This window comes from Streptomyces sp. NPDC030814 (assembly GCF_055572155.1).
Genome location: NZ_JBVIDX010000006.1, coordinates 219,495 through 245,374, shown reverse-complemented (window position 1 = coordinate 245,374; position 25,880 = coordinate 219,495). Strand labels below are relative to the sequence as shown.

Annotated in this window: 25 protein-coding genes and 3 pseudogenes; 16 read left to right on the top strand and 12 right to left on the bottom strand. The window is 68.6% G+C overall.

Annotated elements, in window-relative coordinates; genetic code table 11:
* Nucleotides 1–453 precede the first annotated feature (453 nt).
* Nucleotides 454–786: a metal-sensitive transcriptional regulator gene (locus ACZ43N_RS15880; RefSeq protein ID WP_468097955.1), complete on the bottom strand. Its 333-nt coding sequence runs from the start codon at nt 784–786 to the stop codon at nt 454–456.
* The gene (locus ACZ43N_RS15875) at nt 783–3,578 is read right to left on the bottom strand and encodes a heavy metal translocating P-type ATPase (RefSeq protein WP_468097954.1); all 2,796 of its coding nucleotides are present in this window, start codon (nt 3,576–3,578) and stop codon (nt 783–785) included. Before ACZ43N_RS15875 ends, ACZ43N_RS15880 begins: the two co-directional genes overlap by 4 nt.
* Nucleotides 3,579–3,781: 203 nt before the next feature.
* Here ACZ43N_RS15875 and ACZ43N_RS15870 point away from each other — a divergent pair, with 203 nt between their 5' ends.
* The 14 genes from ACZ43N_RS15870 to ACZ43N_RS15805 all read left to right on the top strand — a co-directional run bounded on the left by ACZ43N_RS15870 (nt 3,782) and on the right by ACZ43N_RS15805 (nt 13,071).
* Nucleotides 3,782–4,054 (top strand): SHOCT domain-containing protein, encoded by a 273-nt coding sequence (locus ACZ43N_RS15870; RefSeq protein WP_468097953.1) that lies wholly within the window; start codon nt 3,782–3,784, stop codon nt 4,052–4,054.
* Nucleotides 4,055–4,106: 52 nt separating this feature from the next.
* Entirely contained in the window at nt 4,107–4,361 is a 255-nt protein-coding gene (locus tag ACZ43N_RS15865) for a DUF2933 domain-containing protein (RefSeq protein WP_468097951.1), read from the top strand.
* A gap of 29 nt (nt 4,362–4,390) precedes the next feature.
* On the top strand, nt 4,391–4,672 hold the full coding sequence (locus tag ACZ43N_RS15860; protein WP_468097950.1) for a hypothetical protein: 282 nt from the start codon (nt 4,391–4,393) through the stop codon (nt 4,670–4,672).
* On the top strand, nt 4,665–5,396 hold the full coding sequence (locus ACZ43N_RS15855; RefSeq protein ID WP_468097949.1) for a methyltransferase family protein: 732 nt from the start codon (nt 4,665–4,667) through the stop codon (nt 5,394–5,396). The genes ACZ43N_RS15860 and ACZ43N_RS15855 overlap by 8 nt, the downstream gene beginning before the upstream one ends.
* Before the next feature lie 130 nt (nt 5,397–5,526).
* Nucleotides 5,527–5,844 carry a hypothetical protein gene (locus tag ACZ43N_RS15850; protein ID WP_468097948.1) on the top strand — a complete coding sequence of 106 codons (318 nt, stop codon included), beginning with the start codon at nt 5,527–5,529 and terminating at the stop codon, nt 5,842–5,844.
* Nucleotides 5,845–6,033: 189 nt separating this feature from the next.
* Nucleotides 6,034–6,810: a PspA/IM30 family protein gene (locus ACZ43N_RS15845; protein WP_468097947.1), complete on the top strand. Its 777-nt coding sequence runs from the start codon at nt 6,034–6,036 to the stop codon at nt 6,808–6,810.
* Nucleotides 6,807–7,085: a PspA-associated protein PspAA gene (pspAA, locus tag ACZ43N_RS15840; protein ID WP_468097946.1), complete on the top strand. Its 279-nt coding sequence runs from the start codon at nt 6,807–6,809 to the stop codon at nt 7,083–7,085. The genes ACZ43N_RS15845 and pspAA overlap by 4 nt, the downstream gene beginning before the upstream one ends.
* A 7-nt stretch (nt 7,086–7,092) precedes the next feature.
* Nucleotides 7,093–8,007 carry a zinc metalloprotease HtpX gene (gene htpX, locus ACZ43N_RS15835; RefSeq protein WP_468097945.1) on the top strand — a complete coding sequence of 305 codons (915 nt, stop codon included), beginning with the start codon at nt 7,093–7,095 and terminating at the stop codon, nt 8,005–8,007.
* Nucleotides 8,008–8,023: 16 nt separating this feature from the next.
* Nucleotides 8,024–8,602, top strand: coding sequence for a PspA-associated protein PspAB (gene pspAB, locus ACZ43N_RS15830; RefSeq protein WP_468097943.1), 579 nt, complete (start codon nt 8,024–8,026; stop codon nt 8,600–8,602).
* 38 nt (nt 8,603–8,640) lie between these two features.
* Nucleotides 8,641–9,318 (top strand): ABC transporter ATP-binding protein, encoded by a 678-nt coding sequence (locus tag ACZ43N_RS15825; RefSeq protein WP_468097942.1) that lies wholly within the window; start codon nt 8,641–8,643, stop codon nt 9,316–9,318.
* Nucleotides 9,315–10,811, top strand: coding sequence for an ABC transporter permease (locus ACZ43N_RS15820; protein WP_468097941.1), 1,497 nt, complete (start codon nt 9,315–9,317; stop codon nt 10,809–10,811). Before ACZ43N_RS15825 ends, ACZ43N_RS15820 begins: the two co-directional genes overlap by 4 nt.
* A gap of 197 nt (nt 10,812–11,008) precedes the next feature.
* Nucleotides 11,009–11,410 carry a cupredoxin domain-containing protein gene (locus tag ACZ43N_RS15815; RefSeq protein WP_468097940.1) on the top strand — a complete coding sequence of 134 codons (402 nt, stop codon included), beginning with the start codon at nt 11,009–11,011 and terminating at the stop codon, nt 11,408–11,410.
* Nucleotides 11,411–11,575: 165 nt separating this feature from the next.
* Nucleotides 11,576–12,007, top strand: a complete 432-nt coding sequence (locus ACZ43N_RS15810; RefSeq protein ID WP_468097939.1) for a hypothetical protein — start codon at nt 11,576–11,578, stop codon at nt 12,005–12,007.
* Between the two features lie 320 nt (nt 12,008–12,327).
* The gene (locus ACZ43N_RS15805) at nt 12,328–13,071 is read left to right on the top strand and encodes a hypothetical protein (protein ID WP_468097937.1); all 744 of its coding nucleotides are present in this window, start codon (nt 12,328–12,330) and stop codon (nt 13,069–13,071) included.
* 12 nt (nt 13,072–13,083) lie between these two features.
* Here ACZ43N_RS15805 and ACZ43N_RS15800 read toward each other — a convergent pair whose 3' ends face one another.
* From ACZ43N_RS15800 to ACZ43N_RS15775, 6 genes and pseudogenes are all read right to left on the bottom strand, one after another.
* On the bottom strand, nt 13,084–13,965 hold the full coding sequence (locus tag ACZ43N_RS15800; RefSeq protein ID WP_468097936.1) for a F510_1955 family glycosylhydrolase: 882 nt from the start codon (nt 13,963–13,965) through the stop codon (nt 13,084–13,086).
* Nucleotides 13,966–14,116: 151 nt separating this feature from the next.
* A complete protein-coding gene (locus tag ACZ43N_RS15795) occupies nt 14,117–14,752 on the bottom strand; it encodes a DUF305 domain-containing protein (protein ID WP_468097934.1) in 636 nt (211 codons plus the stop codon).
* A 118-nt stretch (nt 14,753–14,870) separates the two neighbouring features.
* Nucleotides 14,871–15,287, bottom strand: a complete 417-nt coding sequence (locus ACZ43N_RS15790; RefSeq protein ID WP_468097933.1) for a DUF6153 family protein — start codon at nt 15,285–15,287, stop codon at nt 14,871–14,873.
* Nucleotides 15,288–15,452: 165 nt separating this feature from the next.
* Nucleotides 15,453–15,796 (bottom strand): annotated as a pseudogene (locus ACZ43N_RS15785) (helix-turn-helix domain-containing protein); the annotation flags it as partial.
* Nucleotides 15,797–15,893: 97 nt separating this feature from the next.
* On the bottom strand, nt 15,894–16,226 hold the full coding sequence (locus ACZ43N_RS15780; RefSeq protein WP_468097932.1) for a hypothetical protein: 333 nt from the start codon (nt 16,224–16,226) through the stop codon (nt 15,894–15,896).
* Nucleotides 16,227–17,204: 978 nt separating this feature from the next.
* Entirely contained in the window at nt 17,205–17,627 is a 423-nt protein-coding gene (locus tag ACZ43N_RS15775; RefSeq protein ID WP_468097930.1) for an SLATT domain-containing protein, read from the bottom strand.
* A 358-nt stretch (nt 17,628–17,985) separates the two neighbouring features.
* Between ACZ43N_RS15775 and ACZ43N_RS15770 the strand changes: the two are divergent.
* Nucleotides 17,986–18,372, top strand: a pseudogene (locus ACZ43N_RS15770) (transposase); the annotation flags it as partial.
* Nucleotides 18,372–18,541, top strand: a pseudogene (locus tag ACZ43N_RS15765) (site-specific integrase); the annotation flags it as partial. The pseudogenes ACZ43N_RS15770 and ACZ43N_RS15765, both read left to right, overlap by 1 nt.
* 366 nt (nt 18,542–18,907) lie before the next feature.
* Here ACZ43N_RS15765 and ACZ43N_RS15760 read toward each other — a convergent pair.
* The 4 genes from ACZ43N_RS15760 to ACZ43N_RS15745 all read right to left on the bottom strand — a co-directional run bounded on the left by ACZ43N_RS15760 (nt 18,908) and on the right by ACZ43N_RS15745 (nt 25,825).
* Complete coding sequence (locus ACZ43N_RS15760; protein WP_468097928.1) at nt 18,908–20,758, bottom strand: DUF262 domain-containing protein; 1,851 nt, start codon at nt 20,756–20,758, stop codon at nt 18,908–18,910.
* A 156-nt stretch (nt 20,759–20,914) separates the two neighbouring features.
* Entirely contained in the window at nt 20,915–22,099 is a 1,185-nt protein-coding gene (locus ACZ43N_RS15755; RefSeq protein ID WP_468097926.1) for an McrC family protein, read from the bottom strand.
* Complete coding sequence (locus ACZ43N_RS15750; RefSeq protein WP_468097925.1) at nt 22,096–23,916, bottom strand: McrB family protein; 1,821 nt, start codon at nt 23,914–23,916, stop codon at nt 22,096–22,098. The genes ACZ43N_RS15755 and ACZ43N_RS15750 overlap by 4 nt, the downstream gene beginning before the upstream one ends.
* Nucleotides 23,917–23,980: 64 nt before the next feature.
* Nucleotides 23,981–25,825, bottom strand: coding sequence for an AIPR family protein (locus tag ACZ43N_RS15745; RefSeq protein ID WP_468097924.1), 1,845 nt, complete (start codon nt 25,823–25,825; stop codon nt 23,981–23,983).
* Nucleotides 25,826–25,880 lie beyond the last annotated feature (55 nt).

Below are 25,880 nucleotides of genomic sequence, written 5' to 3'. Positions count from 1 at the left end.
GGAGGAGTGGTGAGGAGGCACGAGCTGCACGCTGTCGACACCGGCGGCGGAGCAGTGCTGCACCACCGTGCCGGAGCACGCCCCATGGTCGTCGGCCGTGGCCGTGGCATCCAGCGACGTGGCGTGCCCGTTCAGGTGGACGGCAGGGGACATGGCGGCCGCGTGGCGCATACCCGTGGGGCTGCTCGTGTCCCCGGCCACTGTGGGCGGCACAGACGTGACGGCCACAGCCGTCTCGTGGTGAACGAGAACGGCGACCGCCGCCAACAGCGCGATGACGGCAGCACGCGTCCACCGGAGTGCGGCGCTTCCGGCGCGCCCTCGCCGGTGGTCGGCTGTCGTCATCGCTTCCGTCCGTGCTGGTGCTGAAAACGGCTCGTCGTCGTCAATATACCCCTCGGGGGTAATTCGGCGACTGGAGAGGGGAGGGCGCCGACACCACCGCGAGAGCGGCTACAGACGCACTGCGCGGCGCATGGTGTCGCTCAGTTCCGCGAACTTCTCCTCGGCCTGGGCCGGGCCGGTGCGGGCGGCGTCGGTGACGCAACCGCGCACGTGGTCGTCGAGGAGAGCCAGGGCGACTTCCTGGAGGGCTCGGCCGGCAGCTGTGATCTGGGTGAGGACGTCGATGCAGTAGCGGTCGCCGGTGACCATGCGGGAGATGCCGCGTATCTGGCCTTCGATCTTGCTCAATCGGGCCAGGTGGTCGGCCTTGTGGTCGGCGTAACCGGGTGCCTGCGTCCGCTGTTCATGGGCCTGGCGAGAGGCGATCGGAGCGGTGGTCATCGGGGTTCACCTCCCTCGTGCGGGCTGCCGGTCGAGGGGCCGGTGCAGCGGTCCGGGTCGGCGTCGAACGTGGTCGCGCAGTGAGCGGAGCAGAAGTAGTACGTGCCGTGCTCGGTCTTCCGGTGTTCGGCAGCGCTGGTCCTGTCCACCTGCATGCCGCACACCGGGTCCGCGACCACGGTGCCCCCACCTTGGGAGGCGGGGTGGTGGTGCCCATGCCCGGCCACGGCCATGCTGCCGCCGGCCTGGGCCGGGTCGCCGGACTCGACACGGGGCTGCACACGGGCGGGCTGGGCCTCGGGGAGCGGCTCGGTGTGCCGGCGGCGCAGCCGGGAGGCGTTGGTGACGACCGACAGGGAGCTGAGCGCCATGGCCGAGGCAGCGATGATCGGACTCAGACGCAGGCCCCACAGGGGGTAGAGGGCGCCCGCGGCGAGGGGGACACCGACGGCGTTGTAGACCAGGGCGAAGAACAGGTTCTGCCGGATGTTGCGCATGGTGGCTCGCGACAGGCGGATCGCGGTGACAACGCCGCCCAGCGAGCCGGAGATCAAGGTGATGTCGGCGGCTTCGATGGCCACGTCGGTGCCGGTTCCGATGGCAAGGCCCACGTCGGCGGCGGCCAGGGCGGGCGCGTCGTTGATGCCGTCGCCGACCATGCCGACGGTGCGGCCTTCGCCCTGCAGACGGCGGACCTCGTCGGCCTTGTGCTCGGGCAGCACCTCGGCCAGCACCCGCTCCACGCCCACCTGCGCGGCGATCGCCGCGGCGGTGCGAGCGTTGTCGCCGGTGATGATGACGACCTCGATGCCGAGGCGCCTGAGGGCGGCGATGGCGGAGACCGAGTCGTCCTTGAGTGTGTCGGCGACGGCGAGGACCCCTGCGGGGCGTCCGCCGACGGCCGCGAGCACGGGCGTCTTGCCCTCGGCCGACAGGTCGGCCGCGACCGGGGACAAAGCCGTGGTGTCGATACCCACGTCGCCGAGGAGACGGGCGGTGCCGACCAGGACGGCACGCCCGTCGACGGTGGCCTGGACGCCCTTGCCGGTGACCGAGTCGAATCCGGTCGCCACGGGCAGGTGCAGACGACGGTCGCGGACGCCGGCGACGATGGCCCGCGCGAGTGGGTGTTCACTGTCGCTCTCGGCCGCGGCCACCAGTTGCAGCAGTTCCGTCTCGTCGAAGCCGTCGGCAGCACGGACGTCGGTCAGGACGGGCTTGCCCTCGGTGACGGTGCCGGTCTTGTCCAGGACCACGGTGTCCAGCTTGTGGGCGGTTTCCAGGGCCTCGGCGGAGCGGATCAGGATGCCGGCCTGGGCGCCCTTGCCGGTACCGACCATGACCGACAGCGGCGTGGCGAGTCCGAGCGCGCACGGGCAGGCGATGATCAGCACCGCCACCGCCGACACCAGCGCCAGGGTCAGCGCCGGCGACGGCCCGAGGGTGAACCAGACCGCGAAGGTGCCGACCGCGATGGCGATGACCACGGGCACGAAGTACGCCGATACGGCGTCGGCGAGCCGCTGGATGGGGGCCTTGGACGCCTGGGCCTGCTGCACCAGGCGGATGATCTGGGCAAGCATCGTGTCGGAGCCGACCTTGGCCGCCCGTACCCGTAGGGACCCTGTGCCGTTGACGGTGGCGCCGATGACGGTGTCCCCGGCATGCTTGGTGACCGGCATCGGCTCGCCGGTGACCATCGACTCGTCCACCGCCGAACCACCCGAGAGAACGTCGGAGTCGACGGGGATCTTCTCTCCCGGCCGGATGACGATCTCGTCCCCGACCACGACGTCCTCGACGGGTATCTCGGACTCGGCGCCGTCCCGCACCACGCGTGCGGTGCGGGCCTGCAGTCCCAGCAGGGCACGGATGGCCTCGCCGGTGCCGGCCTTCGCACGGGCCTCCAGCAGCCGGCCGAGCAGGATCAGGGTCAGGATGACGCCCACGGCCTCGAAGTAGACCTCCCGTACGTCCTCGGGCAGCAGGCCGGGGGCGAGGGTGACCAACAGGCTGTAGCCGTAGGCAGCACTCGTACCCAGCGTGATCAGGGAGTTCATGTCGGCGGCGCGGTGGCGCAGGGTCAGCCAGCCCGTCATGTGGATCGGCCACCCCGTGTAGAACATCACCGGCGTGATCAGGGCCAGCTGCAGCCAGTGGTTCAGCATCCAGCCGGGCACCCAGTCCGCGCCGAAGAGTTCGTGCGCCATCACGGCGAAGAGCACCGGAGCGGTGAGCACCGCTCCCGTCAGCACCCTGAGGGTGAGGTCATTGATCTCCGCCTGCCGCTCGGCGGCGTCCGCGGCCTCCGCCTCGGCCGCCGTCCGTTCCTCGCCCGTCGAGGGCGGCCCGCCGACCGCAGGAGCAGCGGCGGCTGTGGCACCGTGACCGTCCGTGGCGGGCGGCGCGGGGCCTTCCGCGGGTTCGACGAGCAGCGTGCCGTGGATCATGTTCATGCCGCAGGCGAAGCCGAAGGAACCCGGCCGGTCCGGGCTCAGCCGCACGGTCGTGCGGGTGTGGGCGGGCAGGCCCGCGCCGACCTTCAGGTCGGGGAAGACCACACGGGAGGTGCACTCGCCGGCCTCCTGCCGGTCGAAGACCAACTCCACCGGCGTACCCTGGCGCACCTTGATCACGTCGGGGCTGTAGCCGCCCCGTACCGTCACCTCCACCCGCTGGACGCCGCCTTCCAACAGGGCGGCGCCAGCCCGGCGCGGCCCGAAGAAGTACCAGCCGAGCGCAGCGACCAGCACGGCCGAGGACATGACCACAACGACATCGACGGCACCCATGGGCCTCTCGCCTCCCTTGGCGGGTCACTGTCCAGCCTGCGCTCGCGTACCCCTGCCGGGTAGGGGCTGAACGGCCCGCCGGTCCTGGGCCGTCCGGCCCCAGACAGCCTCACCAGGCAGAAGGATGATGGACGTGAAGGCAAGAAGTCCCCGGGAGCCCATCCAGCGCCCGGTCGCCGATAACCCGAAGCAGGTGAGTGGCGATGATGTTCTGGTACGCCCACGACATGAGCGGGTGGGGCTGGTTCGGGATGTCGATCGGCATGGTCGCGTTCTGGGCACTGGTCGTCACAGCCCTCGTGCTGGGTTTCCGCGCCGTCAACCGGCCCCACGAACACACCCACACCCCTCACACCCCCGCCGCACCCACACCGCAGCAGATCCTCGGTGAGCGGTTCGCCCGCGGGGAGATCGACGAGGAGGAGTACCGGCGTCGCCTGGACGCGCTGCATGCCGGCCCTCTCACCAAATCCTGAACACCGGCCGCAGCCCGTCGCGGCCTCGGCCCTCCCCTGAAGGAGGCTCGTGATGAACGACAAGCGCAACTACGGCATGTACGCGCTCGCCGCAGCGATCGTCGTCGTCGGCGCCCTGATCGTCGGCGCGTCATTGGAGAGCCTGGTGTGGCTCGCTCTCGTCGCCGCCTGCCCGCTGATGATGTTCTTCATGATGAAGAGCATGCACGGCCAGGGCATGCACGGCGGTCACGATGAGCACCGCAACGACCGGGACGAGGACCTGCTGCGCAAGCACGACCACCACACCGGGCCGGGGCGGCCCTGACCGGCCCGGGCGGGCCAGGGGGAAGTGCCATGGCCGCTGTGATCGCAGCGTTGGCTGGGGCCTTGATCCTGGCGGGCATCATCTACGACATCGCCCGCCTGATCACCCCAGACGAGCCTCGTCGTCCACCGCTGACCCGCCTGCGCGGACGGCGCGCCGCACTGGAGGAGGCGGAACGGTGGCTTGTGGGCCTGCGCCTTCACCACCGTGTCGACGCGGCCACCCACCAGCGCCGCATGAGCGCCCTCGCCCACGGACAGCGCCGCACCACCACCGGAACGACCAACGCCGTGGGAGGACGTCATGGCTGACGCCGCATACGGCCTGTGGCCGCTCGTGGTCCTCAACACCATCCTCTTCGTGGTGTTCGCCGCCGGCTTCTTCCACCCCAAGAGCAAACGGGACTGGCGGGCGATGGGCGCCTACAGTGCCTTCCTGGTCGCCCTGTTCACCGAGATGTACGGCACCCCGCTGACCATCTACCTGCTGGGCAGCTGGCTCGGCTCCCAGTTCCCGCTGCTGAAGGACACCCACGCCGGCGGCCACCTGTGGAACGACCTGATCAACTGGCAGGGCGACCCGCATCTGAGTCCCTTCCACCTGGCCAGCTATGTCGCCATCGGTACAGGGTTCTGGCTGATCGCCGCCGCCTGGAAGCGCCTGCACGAGGCCGCCCAGCACGACGAGCTCGCCACCGCCGGGCCGTACGCGTGGGTGCGCCACCCGCAGTACGACGGGTTCCTGCTCATCATGATCGGGTTCCTGCTGCAGTGGCCCACCATCCCGACCCTGATCATGTTCCCGGTCCTGGTGTACGTGTACGTACGCCTGGCCCGCAGCGAGGAACGCGAGGTCGCCAGGGAATTCGGCGAGCAGTGGGATGCCTACGCCGCCCGCACCCCGGCGTTCGTGCCACGCCACCGTCCTGGTCGCAGCACCACGCTCCGGCCGGGTCCCCACGCCGCATCCGGGCAGCAGCGGCAGCCACCGCGCACGGCCGGCACCCCCCACTCCCACACAGGGAGGAGCCGATGACCGGGATCCCTGCGGCCATGCGGGCCGTGATCGTAGACGGTGCCCTCGCCGGAACAACGGTGGTGCCTGCCGTGGTCGCCCAGGCAGAGCGCCACCGCCGACCAGGCCGCCCCGTCCGGAGGTGACCGAGATGGACACGGTCGGCCTCCTGGTCTGGCTGCTTCTCGGGCTCCAGGTCCTGACCACCGCCGCCGGTGGGGTGCTCCTCGCCCGGCGCGGCAGGCACGACGCCCGAGGGCTGGACCGCGGCATCCGCCGCACTTCCCCCGCTCTCCTGATCGCTGGGGTACTGCCCCTTCCCGCCCTGCTCGCCACCGACGCACCCGCCGGTGCCTGGGGCCTGTGGGGTGCCGACTGCATCGCCGCAGCCCTCGTCCACGCCTTCGCCGACACTCTGCGTGCCGGCCGCGCCTCTGAGGGCGCGGCTGCGGCAGGGGGGATGCCGTGACCGGCCCGAGGCACGCACTGGCCCGGAGCGGGTTGACCTGCCGGGTCGGGAATTCGCCCGGACAATGGAAGAACCATGGTCGGGGCTGTGGCCCTGCGGCGGCGGACCGTCGCGTACATGCCCGCGAACAGCCCGGCCGGTGCCTCCCGCATCACCCGGAGTCCGAGAGGCGAGAGGAAGGCGGTTGTCATGACGAGCATCACTTGGCGTATCGCCGCCCTGTTCCGGATCAAGGCCAACAAGGCACTGGACCGGTCCGAGGACCCGCGTGAGGTTCTGGACTACTCCTACGAGCAGCAGCTTCAGATGCTGCAGAAGGTACGGCGCGGCGGGGCCGATGTGGCGACCAGCCGCAAGCGCGTGGAGCTGCAGGTGAACCAGTTGCGGCAGTCCACGGGCAAGCTGCAGTCCCAGGCGCAGAAGGCGCTCGCGGCCGGTCGTGACGACCTGGCGCGTGAGGCGCTCACCCGTCGGACGGCCGTGGCCTCGCAGGTCACGGATCTGAAGGATCAGCAGGCGTCGTTGCCGGCACAGGAAGAGAAACTGACCCTGGCCGCACAGCGCCTGCAAGCGAAGGTCGACTCGTTCCGTACCCGCAAGGAGACGATCAAGGCCACCTACACGGCGGCCGAGGCCCAGACCCGGATCACCGAGGCCGTCACCGGTATCGGCGAGGAAATGGGCGATGTGGGCCTGGCCATGCAGCGCGCCCAGGACAAGGCCGAGCAGATGCAGGCCCGCGCCGGAGCGCTCGACGAGCTGATCGCCTCCGGGGCGCTGGAGGACGCCACGCTGCCTGCCGGGCGGGACGACATCCAGGCCGAGCTCGAGCGCGTGAGCGCGGGCCAGGACGTGGAGCTCGAACTGGCCCGCATGAAGGCACAGCTCCCGGCCGCCTCCGCCCCAGCGGCGGTGGAAGGCCCTGAACCCCCGAAGACCCTGCCGGACCAGGAGGCGACATCATGATCATGCGGATTCTCGGCGAGGTCCAGTACGAAGTCACCGACGAGCACCTGAACCTGCTCGACGAGCTGGATACCGCCCTGCAGCCGGCCGCCGACGCGGGCGATGAGGCGGCGTTCACCACCGCTCTGTCGGCCCTGCTGGACGGGGTACGCAGCCCGGGCACGCCACTGCCGGACGAGCGGATCACGCCGTCCGACCTGGTGCTGCCCGAAGCCGACACCAGCCTCGCCCAGGTGCGGGACCTGCTGTCCGACGAGGGCCTGATCCCGGGGTGAGGACGCAATGCGCAGCCGCTTCGAGCCCGACCGGCAGCTGACCGCCCGCATGGCGGTCACCATGTTCCTGCTCGGGCTGGTGTACGTGGCATTCATTGCCGCACTGATCGTGCTGCTCAAGTCCGTCGTCCTGGTGGTCGTCATCGCCGCCGGGCTGCTGGCCGCGCAGTACTGGTACTCGGACCGGATCGCCCTCTACGCGATGCGCGGCCGACTCGTCACAGCCGAGGAACAACCCCAACTGCACGGCGTCATCGACCGGCTGTGCGCCACCGCCGACATGCCGAAACCCCAGGTGGCCATCTCCGACATGGACCTGCCCAACGCGTTCGCCACCGGCCGCAACGCCGACCACGCCGTCGTCTGCGTCACGACCGGACTGCAGCGCCGCCTGACGACCGAGGAACTCGAAGGCGTCCTCGCCCACGAGCTCTCCCATGTCGCGCACCGTGACGTGGCGGTGATCACCGTCGCCTCGTTCCTGGGCGTGATCGCCGGCCTCGTCGTCCGCTTCGCCTTCTACTCCCAGCTGTTCGGCGGACGCAACCGCGACCAGAACACCGCCGTCGCACTCGTCGCGGTCATGGCGGTCTCGGCGCTCGTGTACGCGCTCAGTTTCCTGCTCATCCGCGCGCTCTCGCGCTACCGCGAACTGTCCGCCGACCGCGCCGGAGCCATGCTCACCGCGAAGCCCTCCGCGCTGGCCTCGGCCCTCACCAAGGTCAGCGGCGACATCGCCCGTATCCCCACCCAGGACCTGCGTACCGCCCAGGCGTTCAACGCGTTCTTCTTCACCCCCGCCCTGGGCCCCGGAACCGCGGTGGCCAACCTGTTCTCCACCCACCCCAGCCTGGAACGCCGCCTCGAAGCCCTCGCGGAGATCTCCGCCGAGCTTGGCGAACCGGGCAGCCGGCCGCGATGAGAAGGAGCTGAGCTGCGTGGGATTCCTGGATGCCCTGCTCGGCCGGTCCAAGCCGGTCAAGCCCGACCTGGACCAGCTCTTCGGCCTCCCCTCGGCGGCGATCACGCTCCAGGCGGCCATCGGCTTCACCCCGACCGGTGCGGCCTCGGTGTGCTTCGCCTCCATCGAGGGCGGGGCATTCGCCCAAGTCCAGCAGGAAGTAGGGGCGCTGCTGGACGCGGACTCCGAACGGGCAGGTGTGCCCGTGGAGTTCAGCCGTGACGACTACGGATACTCGTGGCTGCTCTCGCGCCGCGATCCCGACAGCCTGCCCGCGCTGGTGAGCGATCTGCACGCGGTGAACACCGCCCTGCAGGACAGCGGCTTCGGACCACAACTCCTGTGCTCCCTGGTCTCCTTCCACGACGCCGAGCTGCGTCCCCTGGCACTGGTCTACCTCTACAAGCGCGGCACCTTCTACCCCTTCGCTCCGCTGCCCCGCCAGAAACGCGACAACCCGCTGGAACTCCAGGTCAAGGCAGTGGTCAAGGACGACCTGCGCATCGAGCAGGACCTGAGCCGCTGGTTCCCTCTGTGGGGCGCCCCCGGCCTGTGAAGGGTCGGCGACGGCACCCAGGTCCGGGGAGGTGGCACGTGACAGGATTCGGCGCCCGTCGTGACGACGGGCAACCCGGCGACCGGGCGGTGCTGGCGGCGGCCGGGATAGAGAAGACCTACCGGCGCGGTGTGTGGCCCGCCCAGCGGCGGGTGCGGGTGCTGCGAGGCGTCGACCTGGCACTCGCCCCTGGCGAGGTGATCGGCCTGGTCGGGGAGAACGGGTCGGGCAAAAGCACCCTGATGAAGGTCCTGGTCGGGGCTCTGTCCGCTGACGCCGGCACGGTGACCCGCAACGGACGGCTGGGGTACTGCCCCCAGGAGCCAGTCGTCTACGAACGCCTCACCTGCGACGAACACTTCGAACTCTTCGGCCGCGCCTACGGCTTGACCGACCAGGCCGAGCGCCGCGCTCGCCGGGAGCTCTACGAGGCGCTGGGGTTCGAGCGGTATGCCGCCACGCGCACCGACCGCCTCTCCGGTGGCACCCTCTCCAAGCTGAACCTGGGACTGGCGCTGCTGGCCGACCCCGAGGTGCTGCTGCTGGACGAGCCCTACGCCGGCTTCGACTTCGACACCTACCTGAAGTTCTGGGAGCTGGTCGGCGAACGCCGCCAGGCAGGACGCTCGGTGCTGATCATCAGTCACTTCGTGACCGACGAACAACGCTTCGACCGCATCATCGAACTGCGGGACGGACGGGCGGTGCCCCGATGACGACCGCGCTGTTCGAACGGCGCTTCCTGGCCGAGGCCGCACGCACCCCGGTGAACCTCCTGGTGCTCATCCTGGTGCCAGTGGTGTTCGTCGTGGTGGCCGCCCGCCCACTGGCGGACGCCGCCGACCTGCTCGGCGGCCCCGGCGGGCCGGCCGTGCAGACCGCCACGGCCGGATGGGCCGCGGGGTTCATCGCCGCGATCGCCATGTACTTCCAGATGCGCGCCGCCCGCGCCGCCGACCGCCGCCTGGTCCTGGCCGGGCTCGCCCCCTCACGGCTGGTGGCGGCCCGCATGGCCACCGGCCTGGGCCTGGCGCTGATCGCCACAGCGGCGGCCCTGCTGGCCCTGACGGCGCGGACCGGTATCGGTGACGATCCGGGGCGGGCACTGGCCGGAACGCTGATGTACGCGGTGATCTACCTGGCGATCGGGGCACTGATCGGCACCCTGGTCACAAGCCCGGTCAACGGCACCGTGCTGGTGCTGTTCGTGTGGATCCTGGACGTGTTCTTCGGACCCGTGCTCGGAGCGGCCGACAAGCCGGTGACCCGGGTGCTGCCGACGCATTTCGTGACCCTGTGGATGGTGGACCTGCCCTCCCGGCACAGCGGACGCGTCGGCGATCTCGGCTGGGCCCTGACCTGGGCGGCAGCGGCCATGGTGATCAGCTGGTCGGTGATCACCACCGCCAGCCGCACCGCCCGGCCCCGCCACCGCACCCGACCCGGATCAACGGCCGGCCAGCTGTTCGCCGGCCTGCGCATGGGACTGCGGGAAGCGGCCCGCAACCGGGTGCTGTGGGCGCTGCTCATCGCCGTACCCGTCGTCTTCGTCCTCCTCGCGGTGGCCACCACCCCCGACGAGTCCACCACCCTGACCGTGCGCGAAAACGGCCGCACCCTCTCCCAGGAGGCGTGGCTGCCCGACATCCACGGCGGCACCATGGCCCCGATCGCCATCGCATCGCTGGCGACACTGGCCGGGCTGTTCACCGTCCTGGACGCCCGCTCCGGCGACCGGCGCCTGGCCCTCGCGGGCTTTCGCCCCCTGACACTGCTCGCCTCCCGCCTGGCCGTCATCGCGGTCGGCGCGCTGCTGGCAACCGCCGCGTCCCTCGCCGTCACCGCCACCGTCTTCGACGCCCGCCGATGGGATCTCTACATCGCCGCCAGCGTCCTGATCGCGCTCACCTACGCCCTCATCGGCGTCCTGCTCGGCCCGCTCTTCGGCCGGGTCGGCGGCGTACTCATCGCCTTCCTGCTGCCCTTCATCGACCTCGGCATCGAACAAAGCCCGATGCTCCGCGCCGCCCCGCCCGGCTGGGCCCACACCCTGCCCGGCTACGGCGCCACCCGAGTCCTGATCGACGCCGCTCTCACCCCCGCCTTCGACGAAACCGGCCCCTTGCTGATCGCCCTCGCCTGGCTGGCCGCCCTCACCACCGCAGCGGCCGCTATGTTCCGCCGCACCGCCGTCGCAGTTCACCGATGACACGTCGCACCGACGGCGGCCCAACCCACCGATGACACGTCGCACCCACGGCGGCCTCGTGTCGCCCTTCGGGCGAACCACGAGGCGTTTGGCGGCATCGCCATGGCGGGCGCCCCCTCGTCCGGCGAACCTGAGCACGCCGGTCGGCTTCCGGCCGTGCCCCGCCCCCATCAGCCTCGCTCGAAAGGCGCCCCCGTATGGCACTCACCTTTCCGCACCGGGGCCGCGCCGCACTCGCCATGGGAAGCGCCTGCGCCCTGCTCGCCCTGGCCGGCTGCTCGAACGGCGACAGCACCAGCCCCGCCACCACCAGCGACTCATCCGCCGCGACCAGTGCGGGCCCGGGCGGGACACGGATGGTGATCGACAACTTCACCTTCAGTCCGGCGAACCTGCACGTGCGCCCCGGAACGAAGGTCACCGTCGTGAACCGGGACCCGGATGCGCACACCGTGACCGCCACCGCGGACAAGGTCTTCGACACCGGCAACATCACGGGCGGAGCGACCGTTACGTTCACCGCGCCGTCCGCGCCGGGCCGTTACTCCTATCTCTGCACCCTCCACCCGAACATGAAAGGCACCCTCACCGTGACCTGACCCCAAGGGGGCCCCACCGGTGACCTGTGCGCGCGGCCGCCCGGCACGAGGGCTGGGGTGCACTCGGCCGGATCGGGGGACCGACCCCGGCGGGCCATGGGTACGCTGATGCCGCCAGCACGAGGACGAGCGCCCCGCCCGGGGGCGCGGACGAGGAGCGGCGACGTGACGAGGACAGCCGGAGCGACCAGGGGTCTCCTGGCACGCCTGCTGCTGCTCGGCCTGCTCCTCATCGGCTTCGGCGTCGTCCACACGCTCGCCCATGCCGACGCCCATGACGGCGTCACCGGACCCACGAGCGCCCACCACTTCGACCTGGCTGCCGCGGACCAGGAGCCGTCCGACGGACATCACGGACGCGAGAGGGATACACCCGGCGAAGCCCCGCACCCTACGACCGCCGTCGCCACCGCGGAACCGGACTCCCTGCCCGAGGCCGACTGCTGGGCCTCCGCACCCACCGGGGCGTGGCCAGTCCCCCCGGCCCAGCTCGCATCCGGGACCACGGCCGACCCGCACGGGGCGCCGCCCGCCGACGGGCTTCTCAGCTGCCGCGCACCCATCTCACCCCACGCGCTGGGAGTCCTGCGGATCTAGCGAGGAGACCAGCGCCGACGGCACCGCCATGCCGTTGTGCGGCGCACGGTTCAGGTCCGCCGCTCCGCCGAGGAGCTGCTCGACCGCTCTCCCCGTCCGTGTTCTCCGGGCCGCCGTCCAGCGCCCTGATACGCCGTACGTCCCTACAGCGCATCGGGCCACACGGCCGACCCATGCCGAAAGGTGTCACCGTTCCCGTGTCCCAGCACCACGTCACCGCAGCCCGCTCCAGGCCGGCACCGCCGTACGCATCCCACCCCACGCACCCTCCCCGCCCGACAGCGCCGGACAGCCCGCACCTTGTCGATCGAGGCGGCAGCGTGCCCGCGCCGCGCCGCGCGGAACCGGCGCCGTACGAGAGCCGGACCGGCGCCCGGCGCGGACGTCGCCGGGCTCCCAAACGCACCCCTCTGCTCGGTGACTACCTGGGCTACGCCGCGACCTTCGTCGGCGCCGGGCTGATCAGCGGCGCCATCGTGCACCACCCGCTCGATCCCACCCGCTACACCCTCATCGCCGTCATGGGCGCCGCTGTCTTCCTCTGCGCCACGATCCTCAACGAGTTCGTCCTCACCCGCAGCCGCCCCAGCGCCGCGAAGGTCTGCGCAGTGGTCGCGGCCTCCCTCGGGCTGTCCTTCGGCATAGGCATGCTCAGCGGCGGTCTGCAGCACTTCGAGGACTTCCCCGAACGCGCGGCAATGCTCATCCCCTTCGGTCTCGCGCTCTCCTTCGTCTCGTACGTGCTGCGCCACCGTCCGGACCGGTGGCGCAGCATCCTCGGCCCGGCCGGGATCCTGGTGGCGGTCACGGCGGCCGTCGCCTTCGTCGGATTGAAGGGCATCGCCCAGGAGATGGCCGCGCAACCGGGCGGCGACGGCCACGGCCACAGCCATGGGGAAGAGCCCGCCACAGAAACCGATCCGGAGACGACCGGAACAGATGGCCATCAGCACGAACCCGGCTCCTCCGAGAGCCCGGCCCGTGGGACGAGCCCGAGGGAGGAGCCGACGACCGCCTCCTCCCCGGCTGCCGATGACCACGGCGACTCGGGCCACAGCCACTGACGGCTCGTGCGCTCAGTGGCCCTCGGCAGCCGACACGGGCAGCCGCTGCGTGAAGGTCCCGCCGCCGTCGCGTGAGTCGTACACGCCGTCCTGTGTGGCCACGAGGACGCGCTTGGCGTCGACGGCCGTCAGGGCTTGCGGCTGCCCGCCCGGAACGGTCCCGGATTTCTTCCAGCTGGTGCCGCCATCGGTGCTGCGGTGCAGGCCACCGGCGAGGTCGACGCCGTACAGGGCGTCGGTCGTGGGCCAGGACAGGAAGGCGAGGACCTGCCCGGGCCCCGCGCGGAACTTCCGGCCGCCGTCGGTGCTCATGGCGACGCCGTCCTCCGTTGTCGCCAGCACGACGTCCGGGTCCTTCGGGCTGACGGCGATGTCCAGGGCGGCGAGCTCGGCGCGGTCGTCCCAGGACGTCCGGTCGGCGCTGACGCGGAGCAGGCCGCGGGTGCTGTCGTAGCCGTAGACGGTGTTGTGCGCGTACTCCAGGGAGTGGAAGTCGGTGGTGCCGCCCAGCGAGAGTGTTTTCCAGGTCCTGCCGGAGTCTGTGGACTGGATCAGGCCGCGGTTGCCGTGATCGCCGCTGTCCTCGGCCGGGTGGCCGCTGCCGAGGAAGGTCTTCGGGCCGATGACGGTGAAGCCCATGTAGTCGGCCTTGTCACCGACCCGCTGGGCGGTGCCGTCGTCGGCCACGGCGATCACGCCTTCATGGGTGGCGACGTACAGGCGCCCGTCGGCCCGGTCGATGCCCAGACCGTGGACGTGGCTGACGGCGAGGTCGCCGGAGCCTTCGGCCGACGTCGTGTCGGACGAGGTGCCGGCGCTGGAGGAACATGCGGCCACCACGGCCGCGAGGACGACTGCGGTGATGGCGGTGGCCGCGCGGGAACGAATCTTCATGCTGAGTATCTCTCCGAGGCGCGAGGAGGAGTGGCGAGCAGGGCTCAGGGACAGACGCAGGACGTGCCCGCACGGAGGCCGGGCTGCGTGCAAGCACGCCCGGCCCACGATGTGTCTGTGTGGCGGTGCGTGTTTGTGTGTGGCGGGGGCGTCAGCTCTTGCCGAGGAGCTTGTTCATCTCCTCGATCTCGGCGTTCTGTGCGGTGATGATGTCGTCGGCCAGCTTCTTGGCCGGCCCGTACCGGCCCGTGTTCTTCTCGGTGGTGGCCATCTCCACGGCACCCTCGTGATGCTCGACCATCATGGTCAGGAACATCGTGTCGAAGCCCTTGCCGGATGCCTTCATCAGCTCGTCCATGTCCTCGGTGTCCATCATCCCGGGCATGTCGGAGCTTCCGGAGTGACCGCCGTGGTCCATGCCCGGCATGGAGGAGGGCACGTCCTCGCCCCAGGACTCCAGCCAGCCGGACATCGTCTCGATCTCCGGACCCTGGGCCTTCCCGATGCGTGCGGCCAGGTCCTTGACCGTGGGGGAGGACGCCTGACTGGCGGCCATCTCCGACATCTGGATGGCCTGCTGGTGGTGGGGGATCATGTCCTGCGCGAAGGAGACGTCCTGGTCGTCATGGGCACCGGCGGTGTCATCGGCGCCGGCTGAGGCCGGCGACTGCGTACCGGATCCGGTGTCGGAGCCGCTGTCGCCGCCGCAGGCGGCGAGGACGAGGGCGGCGGCCACGGCCGTGGTGCCGAGAGCGGCACGACGGATGAGGGAACGGGGGCTGGTCATGGTGGTACTCCTGCGGTCTGCGAAGGATGCTGCGCCGAGCGGCGCGGGACATGGCTGAGTGCCGTACGGCCGCTCGCCGGGGCAGAGCCGGCGAGGTGGGATACGGCTTGGCCTTGTCCTAGATCCGCAGGAGTTGCAGTTCGGCCAGTGTGGGCGGCGACCGGCCGCCGCCGGGCGTGGCGGCGAGGAACCCGTGGCCGCCGTCGGTGGGCGCGAGCGTGCTGACGAGGTTGGGCGACGGCGCTGGAAGGACCGGTCCCGTGCCGACCGCACCGGACGCACACGTCGCATCGGCGTGCTCGGCGTGGCCGTCACCGCTGTCACCGTGGCAGACGTACTCGTCGCTCCCCATCGCCATCCCGGCATGCGCAGTGGCGAAGGAGGCGTGATGGGTGCCGGCGGCCACGGCCCCGCCCGGACTGAGGGCGTGCATGCCGAGAAGACCGGTCAGCAGCCCGAGCACCAGCAGCACCCGCCACCGCCCGCCGGGCGATCGCGCAGCGCGGAGCTGTGCCTGGGCTGTCACAGCCCTCATGCTACGGAAGCTGCTCGGCTCCGCGCGGGCAGGCGGCATTCGGGCCAGTGCCCTTCTCTCGATCTGCGCGGCGTCGAGGCGTCCGGCACGCCCTCTCGCCGCACCTCGCTCGCACCGGACGCCGCTCCTTGGAGTTCCTGGATCCGGTCAGGACGACCCCTTCGTGTGGAACCGGCGCCCGATCAGCGTCTTGATCCGCGCCAGCGTCCACGTCTGGTCCGGCCAGCCGTGCGCGACCCCGGCCCCCTGGCGCGCTCCTGCTCGAGCACGGAGAACAGGGCCTCACTCAGCTTGGGCCGTGACACGGGCCCGGCAGAGCGCAGCCCCCCGGTGCCGGCGTGATGCCAGGATCGGCGCCAGCGCTGCACCGAGCGCACACTCACCCGTAAGTCCTTCGCGATCTCGGCGCCGGAGGCACCCGCAGCGAATCGCTCCGCGGCCTCCAGCCGGATCCGCTCGCGAAACACCTGCCGTTCAGGCGTCAGCCCACCATCCTGCGGATATCTCACACAACCGGCATACCGCGACGATCACACATCGTCAGCCCTCACCGACATCACGCCGAAAAGATCAGTAGACACTCACCTAGCAGGCGCGACATCGGCTTCAGTCACCCGCGAAACACAGGTAGCTGCCTGGAGTGGCTGCGCACGCACTGAGCATCCTCGCGAGGTCGTCCAACGCGGCGAGCTGACGCTCGTCACCGCATCGTTGCTTCAGATCGCGAATCTCCCGAGCGGCGGCTGCGGCCTCCTGCTCGTTCATCAACGTGTCCCCGTACAGATCGACGGCAGTGAGCCTCCCGGGTACGCCAAGGAGCTGAAACGAGCCGAGCGCATCGGCCAGAGCGTCGCCGTGTCCGTAGGAACTCTGCAAGAGCGTCGCACGCCAGTTCTTGCGCGCCGGCCGTGATGAGTGCAGCTCCAGATCGATGCCCATGCCTCATGATGCACACGCTGTGCCGTTGGACAGCCGCTCGTGACCTGCGCGGCCACACGTGGTCAGGGCCCTTCGCTCACAGAAGGCGTCTTGCCCTGGGTCTTGTCGGGGACTCGGTGAGCCGGGTTTTTTGCTGGTCAAGGGCGGTGGGCTCGTGCGCCTGGTGGTCGTCGTTGGTCGTCATTGGCCACTGGTGAGCGACCTCGGACGGCCCAGAGACGGCCCGGCACAGATACGAAAGTCAGCTCTGCCGGCCGCGCGCTCATCGGGAGACGGTCCCGCGTTGGCCGTCGCTAGTGTCCCGCCCACCGTCGCAAGTTCCTGGTGACATGGGCCTTGTGAAGGCGGGTTGCCGAGGCTTCGCTCGGGCTCGTCATGAACGCCGTGATAGGGGTCCACCGCTTACCACCCTTGCGAGCCGTCCATCTGACGGCGGGGAAGTCCGTGATCTCCGTGATGCGCTCTCGCGCAATCACGCGTGTGCGCAGGTAGCCGCGGATTGAGAGTCTTTCGCGCTCACACGTCACGCCGAGCCGGTACCCCCTCACGGCGAGGATCGCGAACCCAATCACAGCGAAACAGGCAGTGAGCCGCGAGAAGCCGGTACTGGCTTGTGCTGCGTAGGCCACAGCAGCGGCCGCCGGGACAGCTCCGAGGCCGCTGTTCGCAAGACGGTTCGACATCGGTGGCGATAGCTCCACGACGCTCCTCGTCTGTGCTGACAACTGCCGGCGGTAGCGTACTGGTGCCTCAGCTTGGGAAGCTGAGGATGCCTGGTCGATTCAGTCCCTGAGCTGGCCGAACGGCTGCTTCGCGGCCGTGGTCAGCGCCGTCGCTGTCACCGTAGTCCCCGCTGCTCCCCGCCATATCTGGTGCGCTTGATGCGTCAGGAGCTCTGGACGTCACGGCCGCAGTAGGCGATCTTGATCGTGCACCAGGTGTGTTTGACCGCGCCTCAGCCTGTGGATACGCGCACCTTCAGGCATTGGCCGACGGCGCGGGTTCCCGTCGATGCTCCAGCCATGTGCGGCTCAGGTCGCCCCAGATCGCCTGATACTGACCAAAGATCTCGTTCAGCTGATCGAACGTGAGCTCGTCGGCGGCCGTCGATGCCACGAGGTATTCGAGGTCATCGGCAAGTCGCTGGAAGCGGTACTGCGCTTCCTCCATCAAAACCCACCGGGAGCGCCAGTTGAAGAACGGTTCGACGGCTCCGAGCAACGTCACCAGCGCCACACACGCCAGGGCCAGACCAGCCCACGCGTTGAGGTTCTGCAGGCCCAGGATGACGGTGGACGCAGCGGACAGTACAAGCATCGCCACCTTGGTGACGGCGGCACTTCGACTGAACCGCTTCTTCTTGCCGCGGGCGTAGCCGTTGCCCTGACGAATCTTGTCCAAGAGGAGAGCGGCTGCCTCCCTCGGGCTGAGACCAACGCCCAGGCCACTGTCCGGCTGCACTCCGCCCCCAAGCTCTGTCGCCACCTTGCGGCTCGCTGCCCTGGCAATCGCGCGCCTAGCGTAGCCGCTCCAGGCTCCTTCAACGGGAGGTGATCTGGCGGTCAAAGTGGCCCGAAGCAACTTGGGCGGGTGTCTGACCTTGCGCCGTTACGCCTCTCACCTGTTGCGATGATCCGCAGGCGTCCGCGCTTGTCGGCCGCTGTTCGTCGGCGTTGTCACGCAATTAGGGGTCCTTGCAGAATGATCCTCTTGTGGCACGGTGGAGGTGTATGTGACTCCCTGTTTTGCGGGTGTGACCATGGCGCGGCGGAAGCCGTGGGAGGTCAGTGACGAGTTGTGGGCGGTGATCGAGCCGCTGCTGCCGAAGCAGGAGCGGCGGTTCCGGCACCCGGGGCGCAAACGGATCGATGACGGCAAGACGCTCCAGGGTGTGCTGTTCGTCGTCTGCACCGGCATCCAGTGGGAGTTCCTGCCGCAGGAGTTGAGGTTCGGTTCGGGTCCCACCTGCCGGCGGTGTCTGGCCGAGTGGCAGCGGGCCGGAGTGTGGGAGGAACTCCCGCGGGTGCTGCTGGACCGGCTTCGGGCAGCGGACCGCCTCGACTTCTCCCGCGCCACGATCGATGCCTCGCACGTGCAGGCCAAGCGGGGGCGGGGCAGCCCAAAAGTCGGCCCGAGCCCGGTCGAGTGTCCCTGCTCTGCGACCGCGGCGCGCCACTGGGGAGATCTCGTGCCTCGTCGGTCACTCCGGGCACCGCCGTCACCGAGGAGGTCTACCGGAAGCAGATCCGGCCCGTGATTCAACCGGGGCCGTCGTCATGGATGGCATCTTCGGTGCCGTCCGGCAGCAGCCGTAGCCGTCGCCGTAGGCACGCGGCAAGCACTCAGGAATCCATAGTCACGCAGTTAGACACGCGGCAACGCCAGAGGGCCCTCACCGATTCGGTAAGGGCCCTCTGGCCTGCTACTTAGCTGTCGGGGTGGCGGGATTTGAACCCACGACCTCTTCGTCCCGAACGAGGTTCGATCACGTTGCCCGTCTGCTATCGATGGTATAGGCACAGGTCAGGGAGTTGGTGGTGGTCGGTCTCGGGAGGTGTCGCGAGGGCTCTGGGAGAAGATCTTCTCCCAGATTTCTCCCAGGTGGTGGACTGCCAGCGCGGTGGCTCTACCCGCACTTGTATTGCAGCAGCAAATTCGCATGAAGGTGCTGATTGTGAGCGTCACGTGTTGTGGTGTTCGGAAGACAACGGGTCGGTGCGTAGATCGTCGGCATGCGGCCAGATATCCAAGGACAGCGAGGCCAGGTACATGCCCCGCGTGCGGATTCGATGCTCGTCCCAGGTGGTCGCCCAGTCGCTGATGTCAGTGTTCGATGGAGCACTGAGCAACGTGCCGTGGGTGAGGCGTAGCAGGCTGTGCTTGCCGAGCCACTGCCGCTTGTCCTCCCAGGCCATGTTGCCCAGAGTGGGGTTCAGGCGGGCGGTGACCAGTGTCAGGTTGCCGAGTGTGTGGACCAGTTCGTCGCGGTCGGCTCCTTCAGACGGATCGTTCTCAAGGGGCGGCCAGTTGTCGCGCCAGCTCTGCGGCATGACGTGCTCGATGGTCAACTTTGCGCCGGCCTGTTCGCCGACGGGGACGGTGAGCTGTTCGGTGTGGTCGGTGCGCAACTCGTCCTCCAGTGCTTCCAGGAGGATGCGTACGCTGCGCCGGACCAAGCGGGAATAGATGGGGTCCTGTTCCAACGAGGCACGGAACTCGGAGTCGCTTGGCCAATGACGGTGGTGGCCCTGCATTGCCGAGAGGGCCTTGATGACGGCTTCGTCCGCGCGGTCGGGTTGTCGGGCTACGGCCGCGACCAGGTCACGGAAGACGTTGTTGTAGTCGCGAGTACTGAGATTGAGCACCGCCCTGCGTACGAGGTAGCTGTCGATGGCCCGGATCGCCCGCCGTCGGCGCTGCAGTGGCAGCACGGACTCGTCCAGGCCGTAGAGGAAGAGGAGCAGGGGCATCGGAGTGGAGGTCTGAAGGACCTTCATCCGATACAGAAACCGTCCCTCGACGCCGTGCAGCGGATGGTCGTCGATGAGGTCATAGATCTCGGCGTATCGCGTCAGCTCGGCAAAGACGTCTTCCGTAGGGACGGCAGACGAGAGCAGCCAGCGCTCGAACTCCTTGAACAAGGCGGAGGCAGTGAACTCGCGCTGCGTACGCATCGTGAGCCAGTACGTCAGGAACACGTCGAGGCGGCTTCGCGTAATGCGGCCAGTCGTCTGTTCCACGCGCCATTCGTCCTGGTCGAAGGGCGCCCAGTACGTTTTGTAGAGCCGGTCGACGTCCGCACCGGCACGTTCGGCGTCGCGGAACAGCAGGTTCTTGATCAGATCCGCGTGCTCCAGCGGTGTACCGCGGCTGTTCAGCGTCTCGAAGACGACCTGCGCGTCGTCGTGCTCTTCCAAGTCGATGATGACCAAACGCAGCTGTTCCCGCAGCGCATGCACCAGCATCGCCAGCCGCTCCTGCGACTCAGCTGCTTCCGCCAGCCATGTGTCAATCTCCCGCTGAAAGTAGGCGACGGCTTCGGCGAGCCGTCCTCCCCCTCCCTGGCCGAGCATGACGGCGCGGAACTCGTCACGGTCCGCATTGGTCGGCCAGACCTTGTAGAGATGGTCGGGATGCTGGGCGCGGTCGAACAGGTCTTCGTCGTTCTCCAGGAACTTACTCAGCAGGCGTACGGAGCGCTCGTGGTTGAGAGCCGCCGCCGACAGGCGGGCCGCGAACAGGAACAACTGTAGTGTTGTCAGACGCTGTTGGCCGTCGATGACCTGCCGCGTCTCCAGACTTGATGAAAGGTACGGGGTCTCGTCGAAAACAAGCGCTCCGAGAAAGTGCGGTGCCACCGTCTCCCCGGTCGATGCCGCTTGTTCGGCCCGCTCGACGGTGCGGCGGATGTCCTCCCACAGGGCCGACCAGTTGTCGTCCCGGTTCCACACGTACGGCCTCTGGAACAGCGGCACCGTGTAGCGCACGTCCCTGCCGAAGATCCGCCGCAGGTCGACCGTGTCCGCTCTCATGGTTTGGGGTCCCCTCCCTCGCGTCCAGGCTCTTACCGTAGCGATCTTCGCTATAGCTGATCGGCCTGATCCGTGAACTTAGGGAGGAAGAGGGCGGGGAATACTGTCGGGTGGTGGGATGCTGCTGAGCCTTCTTGAGGCGTTCTGGTCAGACCATCATGATTTGTTAGTGAGTGCGGCGGCGATTCGTGACATGGCGGTGAGTACTGCGGGTGGCTCAGCAGCCAGCGGCACGGTGTGCTGGATGAGCTCAATGCCCGAGTGCCGAACGGTGTGACGCAGGGCTGGTCTCTCGCCCGCAGCGTAGATGAGGTGGCCGCGGTCGAGTCCCAGACCGAGGCAGTACGAGGCCATCTGGTAGAGATCGGCGTTCGGGAAGCCACGCACAGAGTCTGCCTTGTACTTGGCGTCGGCCACCCCGGCAGCTGTGCCGTCGCCGCGACACCAAATGACATCGGGGAGCAGGCGGATCCGGTGCGCCTCGTCGAGGAAGTGGCGGCCGCCATTGGTGATCACATATCCGGAGTACGGACGGAGTGCTTCCCGGAGCGATGCAGCAACAAAGTCCTCGAAAACCTTTTCCATATTGATCAGCAGGCCATCCACGGGGACGGTTCCGCCGTCGTCGAGTTCGTACGAAGCTCCTCGCAGGACGAGCTCGCCGAGACGGATTGCAGTACGCAGGCGCGCGTTGTCGGGGCCGGCAGTCCAGTCGGGCAAGGCCCGCGTCGATGGCACGTCTCCCACATCGGGGAGTGCGGCGATCACCCGCCTGAGCTCGGGACGGCACGTTGCCGGTACTCCCGGGAGAGCCAAGAGACGCCGGGCCGCCGAGCGTAGGATGCGATTTTCTGGGATGTCCTCGGTGAATTCCTCGTAGCTGGCTTCCACGGGGAAGGATCTGCCGAAGTGCCGGCGCAGCTGGTCGGCATGGCGGATACGGCCGCGCACGACGGGGAGCGTCGCGTCGACACTGACGTACCCCTGTAGGGCGCCGTGGCGGAGGCCGCGCTCAGCGGCTCTGACGAAAGCGTACGCCACCGCCGGGAGCAGTCCGTCACGCTCCGATGCTTCGATGGGCTCGGAGTACCAGCGGTCCGGAGCCGCGGTGTACGCCAGGAGGAACAGCAGGCGTGCGACCGGTGTCTTAGGTGCGATGCGGACGTCGATGCCCCCGATTCGCGCGGCGCCGACGAGCCGGTTGCCGCTGATTCGCCACAGACCCGGGCGGCGGCCTGGCTCCACTCGCACGATGCGAGACGAGGTTAGGGCAGCTGCTTGTCGCGGGCTGAGTTCCGCTTGAATGGCTTTGCCGCTCTCGGACAGGTCGAGGCGCGTCATGCCGGACCGCTGACATCCTCGCCAGGAGCTTCGTCAGCTGAGGGGGCCTGACGCAGCAGAGTTGCCTCCTCGATGCCGAGCTCGTCGAGGATCTCGTCTAGCGAGAACCGATCGATGGTGTCGCCGGGTTCCTGGTCGGCGAGCAGCGGCAGAATCGAGGTCCGCCAGGCGCGGGCGAGCGCGCCCGGCTCCTCATACAGCGAACGACGCATGAAGTATGACGGCCCGAGTTGGAAGTCCCGCTCGGCGATGCGGCTGTTGAGCTCTTCCATGAGTAGGGCTGCGGTGTCCGGAAGTCCCTCGCTGCGGAGCCAGCTGCGCAGCATGGATGAGGTGGGTTCGGCGGTGGGATGCAGCTCAACGAAGGAGAAGCGTCGCCGCATGGCCGCGTCGACGCGTGCCACCGACCGGTCGACCGTGTTCATCGTCCCGATGATGACGACATTCCGCGGGAGCGTGAAGCCGTTGCCGTCGTCGGTTCCGTACTGGAGATGCACTATATCGTCGCGGTACTCCAGCAGGAAGTACAGCTCTCCGAAGACCCGAGCCAGATTGGCCCGGTTGATTTCGTCGATGATCAGGACATGAGGGCTGGATGGGTCCTTGCGGGCGTTCTCGACGGTGCGCCGGAATGGGCCGGGCACGAGTTCGAATCCGGGCTGCCCGTCCTTGCCCTGGCGTGGGCGGAACCCTTCGAAGAAGTCCTCGTAGGCGTACGAGGGATGAAACTGTACGAGGGTGACGCGTTCACGTCGTCCTGCTGTGAGGTGCAGAGCGAGCTTGCGTGCGAGAAACGTCTTGCCAGTGCCCGGCGGGCCGTAGAAGACGAGCTGAGGCCGTTCCTTGAGGAGTTCGATCCAGTCGTCGAGATCCTGCGGACGGATATGCAGATCTTCGGCCAACCGGGCGTCCGGCCCGGGGAGGTGCAGACTGCGACGGGGCGGAGGTGGGGTAGCACCGGCCTCGGTCGGCAGCATGGCGGCGAGGTCGTCGGCGAGGTCTGTGAGGTCGACGACGCTGAGTTGGACGCCGAGCTTGCCGTTGAGGCCGTCCGGTATGTCGTCCTCGAAGGGATCGATAGGAGCCGCGGTGTTGAGCCAGCGCACACTGCGGGTCAGGGCCACCGTGCGGTCCGAGGTGAAGTGAGGGCCCGACGTGACCTCCCCCAGATACAACTGGTCACCCTCCCTGGCCGGGGTCAGCACGAGGTCACCCTCACGCATCCGGTTCAGGAAGAGGTGGATCTCCGCGCTTTTGTCTCTCAGGGCGACTTGGGCGAGATGGGCGTAATCGGCTTCCACGGCGAGACGTACGGCATCCTCGCCACTGCCCGGCTCCAACACCCGCAAGCGTGACGCCTCGACGCCGCAGTACCCCTCGTTCAGCCAGTCCTGTAGCAGGTCAGAGGGGCCCGTGTCGGAGGCCCGGACCAGCCAGGCGCGGCGCGGTTGGGATGGTGCAGCGGTGCCCAGAGCTTCGCGCATAGCTTCGACGGTAACTCTCCGGGCCGGATCCGGTCTCCCGGACTGTGGCAGGAGCGTGCCTTCCCTGCGCATGGCGTGCGCCTGGGCCTGCGAATCGGGCTGAGCCGCGTTGCTGACGATGCGATCGGAGGCGCTGGACTGGATCTGCCGTGCATAGCGCATGACGGTGGCGGGATCGACTCGCAGTACGTCGGCGACGTCGTCTCGGGTGGCCCAGGTCCCAGAGGTGAGCAGCGCGAGTACGACGCCCAAATTACCGGCGTCACCTGTGTCTTCTGTGACCCGGGTGATGAGTTCGTGGGTGCCGAACATGGCGTTGTCGGGGGAGAGCACGCGAAGGTCTCTGGATCCTCTAAAGTGGCGGAGCCTTGGTTAGGGGGACGAGGCGGTGCGGCGGCTAGTCAGCCCTTTCGCCGAGGTTCTGCCGGAAGACGTCAAATACCGTCTTCGTGTGGTCCTGATCGCTCAGGGATTCGACCATCCCGGCGAAGTTCGTGCGGGCGTCCTCAACCGCCTTCGCCCGGTCGTGCTCGCCGGCACCTTTCGAGCCCCCACGCTGGAGAGCGGGTGCGAGGTGTGGGAGGAACGGAACTATGGGCTTGATTACTTGATGCCAGTGCTTGATCACTTTGGGGAGCGTGGGCTGCCGGGAGAACCCGAGCGTGAACGGGTCGCGCGTGCCGCGGCCGAGCAGGGTGTCCATGCAAGCGGCGACGGCATCGATCACCACGGGGACAGCGCCGCGGCGCTGGAGGAAGTCATGCACCTTGCGCGGGATGCCTTTGAGGTCCGGATCGTTCCTGCATCTTGCCGCGTACTCGGTCTTCGTCTGCTCCACCGCGCGCTGCAACCCGTAGCAGAACAGCACATGCCGCGCCGTGGTGTGGTCGCCGAAGAGGCTGGCGTAGAGCGCGTCGTCCGACCAGATCTTGCCCGGCTCGTTATAAGCGATGTAGGGCTTACCGTGGAAGGCCGCGAGAGCCTTGGCTGCCGTTGTCGCCACGACGCGGTTCGCGGGTGGCGCCACCGCGATGTCGCTGGGGTCGGTACGGCGACCGCCGTCGTAGGCAATGTCGCCGAGCTGCTGGAACTCCTTGATGAGGCGCAGCTGAGTACGGTCGTTGCTCCGGAAGTCCGCTGGCAGGGTGGCGAGCTGACGGTTCGTGGTGCGGATCACCTCGCTGACGAGCGAAGGATCGTCGCACACCACGAACCGGATCAGCAACTGGCCGGCCTCGGTCTGTCTACGGAGGGTTTCGTCGCTCACGGCCCCGGTCGTCTGGGCACCATTGACGATCGACAGGCCCTGCAACGTGATGACACGCCGACCGTCGGGGCCGGGCTCACCGACCTCGACTCCGTGGGTGAGGGCCGTAACGCCGTTGTTCAAGACGAAGAGATCTTCCGGCCGATCCTGCACGGTTTTGCGGATCGCGCTGTTGATAGCGCCCTTCTTGCCCTTGACTCCGACGAAGCCACGGACGTTGGCGGAGAACAGACGGTTCTCCTCGGTGCCGTTGTGTTCCCAGTACAGGTTCTGGAGCCAGGCGGTGTCCACGGCGGTGCACACGGCGCTCCACTTACCGCTTGACAGTTCGAAGCAGTCATCCACGGTGAGAGTGATCTCGTCGGTGACCAGAATGGGACTCCGCGACCCCTTGTACCAGCGGTACAGGGTGGGCACACCTACCTCGAGACCGATGACGCGCTCCGGAGCGGAGTCCGGATACGCTTGTTGAAGCACCCGCGTCGCCATGCGAACGGTCGCGTCGAGCTCGGCCCGTGCGTTGGCGGTCTCGAGTTGATTGTGGACGAACCAGAACTGCGCCTCCTTGATGCGTCCGTCCTGGAGGGCCTGGCGGACGGCCTCGCCGGCGGGCTTCAGCCGTGCGGGCAGGTCCTCCGGTTTCCCGCTCAGCAGCCAAGCGACGCTCTCGTTGAGGGCGGTGGCTTTCCATACTTTGGGCTCTGCCAGAGATGACTTGGGAGACTCGAACCCCTGGGCGATGATGAGCTTCTCGGAGTCGGGGTCGATGTAAACCAGGTCGCAGCCGTGGTCCTGGCCCCCGTCGGTCAGGGAATCGACGGCCACTGCATGGATGTCGTCGATTCCCTGGTGCAGCTGGAGGGCAAAGAGCAGGCGCTTGTTGTCCCCGTATTCATCACGGTCGAGGTCGGTGCGGTCGTCGAGCACCTTCTTGAGTACGGCCGCCGCTTGCTGCGCCGTTACCCCGTCACCCACGCCGCTCACCTTGTCCCCTCGCTGATGCGTAGTCACGCCGTTTCAGATCCTAAAG